This is a genomic window from Microcystis sp. LSC13-02 (assembly GCA_002282935.1).
In the GTDB taxonomy this organism is placed as follows: Bacteria; Cyanobacteriota; Cyanobacteriia; order Cyanobacteriales; family Microcystaceae; genus Microcystis.
In genome coordinates this window covers 1-4,441 of the sequence record MTBT01000052.1, presented here as the reverse complement: position 1 = coordinate 4,441, position 4,441 = coordinate 1, and the positions used below count along the sequence as shown (strand labels likewise).

Annotated in this window: 6 protein-coding genes; 2 read left to right on the top strand and 4 right to left on the bottom strand. The window is 40.8% G+C overall.

Annotation, left to right across the window (positions count from 1 at the left end; all coding sequences use genetic code 11):
• Nucleotides 1-137: 137 nt before the first annotated feature.
• A complete protein-coding gene (locus BGL89_RS03150) occupies nucleotides 138-1,115 on the bottom strand; it encodes a glycosyltransferase (RefSeq protein WP_286824400.1) in 978 nt (325 codons plus the stop codon).
• 269 nt (nucleotides 1,116-1,384) lie between these two features.
• Between BGL89_RS03150 and BGL89_RS03145 the strand changes: the two genes are divergently transcribed.
• Complete coding sequence (locus tag BGL89_RS03145; RefSeq protein ID WP_286824399.1) at nucleotides 1,385-1,576, top strand: DUF2949 domain-containing protein; 192 nt, start codon at nucleotides 1,385-1,387, stop codon at nucleotides 1,574-1,576.
• Nucleotides 1,577-1,861: 285 nt separating this feature from the next.
• Here the strand turns inward: BGL89_RS03145 and BGL89_RS03140 are convergent, their stop codons facing one another.
• The 3 genes from BGL89_RS03140 to BGL89_RS03130 all read right to left on the bottom strand — a co-directional run bounded on the left by BGL89_RS03140 (nucleotide 1,862) and on the right by BGL89_RS03130 (nucleotide 3,601).
• A complete protein-coding gene (locus BGL89_RS03140) occupies nucleotides 1,862-2,320 on the bottom strand; it encodes a nitrate reductase associated protein (RefSeq protein ID WP_286824398.1) in 459 nt (152 codons plus the stop codon).
• 73 nt (nucleotides 2,321-2,393) lie between these two features.
• Nucleotides 2,394-3,233, bottom strand: coding sequence for a prephenate/arogenate dehydrogenase (locus BGL89_RS03135; RefSeq protein WP_286824397.1), 840 nt, complete (start codon nucleotides 3,231-3,233; stop codon nucleotides 2,394-2,396).
• A gap of 5 nt (nucleotides 3,234-3,238) precedes the next feature.
• Nucleotides 3,239-3,601, bottom strand: a complete 363-nt coding sequence (locus tag BGL89_RS03130) for a cupin domain-containing protein (RefSeq protein WP_286824396.1) — start codon at nucleotides 3,599-3,601, stop codon at nucleotides 3,239-3,241.
• Nucleotides 3,602-3,705: 104 nt separating this feature from the next.
• On the opposite strand from BGL89_RS03130, the gene BGL89_RS03125 reads away from it, so the two are divergent.
• Nucleotides 3,706-4,158 carry an SRPBCC family protein gene (locus tag BGL89_RS03125; protein WP_272083185.1) on the top strand — a complete coding sequence of 151 codons (453 nt, stop codon included), beginning with the start codon at nucleotides 3,706-3,708 and terminating at the stop codon, nucleotides 4,156-4,158.
• Nucleotides 4,159-4,441: the final 283 nt, after the last annotated feature.

Sequence of the window (4,441 nt, the reverse complement as noted above, 5' to 3'; positions counted from 1 at the left end):
TACCTCTACTTTTTCAGAAGCAATTCTGTCTAAGCAAGTAATCTCTGTGAACCAAGAATCCCCGTCTCTTTAGAGCGGGGAGTGTCAATCTGTGATGATTATAATCGATTCGATCTTTGTTTAGCGTTCAAGTTCCATTAGGAATAAATTGGGTCTTTTTCCAGCAAACCTAGCAATTTTTGCATTTTAATCCAAACTCTTCTCATTTGCCAGAATTTACTTTTTTCCATGGCGGCTATTTTACTGTCAGCTTTTTGTAATTCCTCGTCTCTTTCTCGATAATCCAATTGGGTTTTTTGCAATTCTTGTTGCAATTCTTGTTCATGAATTTCTAATTGTTTAATTCGTTCTCTAGCCTGTTCCAACTGAGCGAATATATCGACTTTTAAGGTAACTAAAGCAGCAAAAATGGCTTGGATATTTTGGGAGTAAAGTTGGGGATGATTATAAAAAAGTTGGGTATAGGAATAAATATAGTGTTCTGCGGTCATTGAGCGACTCATAGAATCAGCTTTTTGTCGATAGAAAAATAACACTTCCGGGATACGATAGACTTCTCGACCTAATTCGATCAGAGATAGCCAGAAATCGTGATCTTCCCAACCATAAATTAAATTAGTATTATAGCCCCCCACAGTTTCCCAGTCGGATTTCCGAAACAAACCGGAGCAAAATATCATATTATCTACTAATATATCAGGAAATTTATACTCAGGCAGCGGCCAAATTCCTTGTCTATCCCCAAAATACTCCGCTTCGCAATAAACTATCCCTAATTGCTCATTACCTTCTAGCAAAGTAACCGCTTTTTCTAGATAGGAATCGGCAATTTTATCATCGGCATCAAGGGGAAGAATATAGGTTCCTTGCGCTTGGGCAATTCCTAGATTTCTGGCTGTGGCAACCCCTTGATTTTCTGTGCGGATGATCCGGGTTTTTGGCTGTTGATAATTTTGTAAAATCTCGATGGTTTCTGGTTCTGTGGATCCATCATCAACGATCAGGATTTCAAAGTTTTGGTATGTTTGCACTAAAACAGATGTGATCGCATCATCAAGATAGCGACCTTGATTATAGCAAGGAATAATCACGGAAACTTGAGGAACATGACTCATTGAGGGAAATTCTCTCCTACTCGAGCAAAAACTAGGTTATCAATAGCTTATCCCAAAAGTTCCCCTTTCTCGTTTTTCTAAGTGAAGGAAGTGTTGATATCCCCACTAGCAATTTCGGGATAGTAGGACATATTATGGATAAATTCTTAAATTATTCCGATTGGTGGACAAAATCACCCAATTGGGTGATCCCCGTGAGGGAAGCATCTCTTTTTAATAGAGGATAAGTTATTCAATAATCCGATTATCATTACCAATGATCCTTAATCATGGAAGCTCATCAACAAAAACAACTCCGCACTTTCCTCTTGGAAAAATTAGCAATTTCCCCCCGTTCCCTCGATATGGCTGTGCGTCTCTGTGAAGCATCAGTGGGTTCTTTACCGATGGTTCTGTGGCAGTATGGTTTAATCGATTTGTCGCAATTGAATCAAGTTTTTGACTGGCTGGAAACTGTATAATTATTTTCCAAGAATATGCTCATTAATTATCATTTTTATTAAGAGAATTGACCAAGTTCCAGAGCAGCGAGTTCCTGCAATTTATTTATTAAGTCCCGTTAAGGTTTGCCATGGCAGAAAATCTCACCTTTGCTGGGACTAATTAAACCAGCTATCATCCGCTATTTCCCCCCGGTTTAATTCGAGATTGATCTGGTATAAAATACTAATTTCTCGCCTTGATCGCCTTTTTGCTTGTCATGAAAGTAAGGTAGAAACAAACTTAATATAGCATAGGTTCTTGAGTTAGGCATCGACTATATGGAACTCTTTCATGGCCGGATAGAAGTTGAGATTTTCATGACCCGGACGACTGAGTTTAATCAGGGCAAACCGTTGGGATGGTGGCAATTTTTGCCATTGTTCTAAACTAATTTCGATCTGGAATTCTCTGGCTTTTTCTCGGACTGTATCGGGAATCTGGCTATCATCTAGCCAAGCAGGATCGGGATCTATTGCTAGTTCTTCCGGGGGATTGCCAGTTTTTTCGGCGATTAATTTTTGCAGAAAATCTCGATAGATTTTGGCTTCTGCTGCCGTCGTACAAGCCATATTAACTAATACCATTCTTTCCGGTTGACTCAACTGCATCCAATGGGATAATTTTAATTTAACTCCACAGGTATCTAGTTTCATTCTCACGGTCATTGGGATACAACGTAAGGAGTCAACAAATTCGGCTTCAAAGTCGAAAAAGGTGGTCATATCATTTTATTGGGTTGCTGAGTATAAATCTATGATACAGTGCCGTGGTATAATTGCTGGGCAAAATGGCATTTTATTGGATAAAATTGGCTCTATATTGATGACTAGAAACGAGAATTTCCTCTATTTCCTGCCATTTTTCTCCTGCAATATAGTCAACAATTTGATCAAGATTTTGCCGATAATTTGCTAAAGATATCAATAAAGCTTGACGATTGTATTTAGCCATCATTAAACCTAATTCGGGATTGCCACCACCGACGCGACTGGTATCGCGAAAACCAGAACTAGCTAAATTTTCCGCTAATTGGCGAATATTCAGGTCTTGTTCTTTCGCACAAGCTTGGATTAAACTGGTACTAATCATTACTGGCAGATGGGAAATCCATGCCACGGCTCGATCGTGTTCTTCGGGGGAGGAATAATAAATTTTACAGCCTAATTTCTGCACGATTTCAGTTAAGATTTCCACGGCAAAGTTAGGGGTAGATTCAAGGGGAGTAATCAGGTATGGGGCATTGACAAATAAACCAAATTGTGCTGCATTAATTCCCTGTTCGGTTTTCCCAGCCATGGGATGACTACCGACAAAATTTGGCCACAATTGGCCACAATTGGCTACAATTGCCCCTTTAACTGATCCCACATCGGTGACAATGGTTTGGGTTTTTAAATAGGGAGTTAATTTTTCCAAAGTTGGCACAATTAAATGTATAGGAGTACAGATAAAGATTAAATCGGCAGTAGCTAATAATTCTAAACTGGTGCTAGATTCATCTACCACTCCTTTTTGTACAGCGATATCACAGGTGTATTGTTGACGAGAAACTCCCAAAACTTTATAACCTTGTGAGCGGAAATCTAAGCTCAAGGAACCACCAATTAAACCCAGTCCAATAATGCCAATATTCATTAGGTTTACTCAAAGATAATTTCGTCTTCTAGTCGCCAAGCAGGATCGACAATGCACAAGAAAATTAAGGGTTCCTCCCCACAATTATGAATATATTGTTTAGCTAGAGGAGGTATATAAATGGCAGCACCGACAGTCACTAACTGCACTTCCTCATCGATGTGCATTTCCCCTTGTCCTTGCAAAATATAATAAACTTCCGCCGTTTTTAAAGCGTGAGGAGTAGAAGTTTCTCCCACATCTACCTGGGCGTGGGCTAAACTATAACGTAGATTTAACGGCTGTTTATCGGGATGCAATAACTCGCGCAATCGGGTATGATCACCGGCGATGAATTCCTCACATTCGAGCAGTTTTCTGATTAACATAGTAAAATTAAACCTCGAAGATTGTTTTTATTTTATCATTGAGTCAAAAGCTAAAGACTAATAGCCGTTATCATAGAAATATTCAGCATCGCCAGAATTAACGAATGACTTGGTTAGAACATAGTGTACAGGTAGAAGTGGACGCGCCGATCGATCTGGTTTGGGAGCTCTGGTCAGATTTAGAACAAATGCCCCAGTGGATGAAATGGATCGAATCGGTGAAAATTCTCGAGGAGGAGCCAGAGCTTTCCCGTTGGAAGTTAGCCAGTGGTGGTCTAGAATTTACTTGGTTGTCACGGATACTGAAAATTGTCCCCCACCAGATGATTCAATGGGAATCCGTGGACGGGTTGCCTAACCGCGGGGCCATTCGTTTTTATGACCGTCATGGTAGGAGTATTGTGCGACTGACAGCAGCCTATGCTATACCAGGTTGGTTAGGAAAATTGATGGATAATCTTTTCCTCGGTCGAGTGGTGGAATCAACCCTGCAAGCCGATCTAGAGCGTTTTCGCCTTTATGCTCTCAATATTGTCAATAATACGCCGCCAAGGTGAGGTAATAATCGGCAGTAAGCTGTTGACTATCTAAATTGCTCGTTAAGACTGTCTATGAGCAGGGAGCAGGGAGCAGGGAGAGGGTGGTGAGCATTTGTACTAAAATTCCCCCACGCGGTTTGAACGCAGTACAGCTTATTGCTGACCACCGACGACCGACTCCCCTTCTTTCCCTTGCGGGGTTCCGCACCGGCCTTAACAGATTTACTCTGTTCTGGTCTTATGGTCGCTCTACAGACTGACACCGCAAGCCCTGCGGCCAAAATGTTTTTACTAGCGTTAA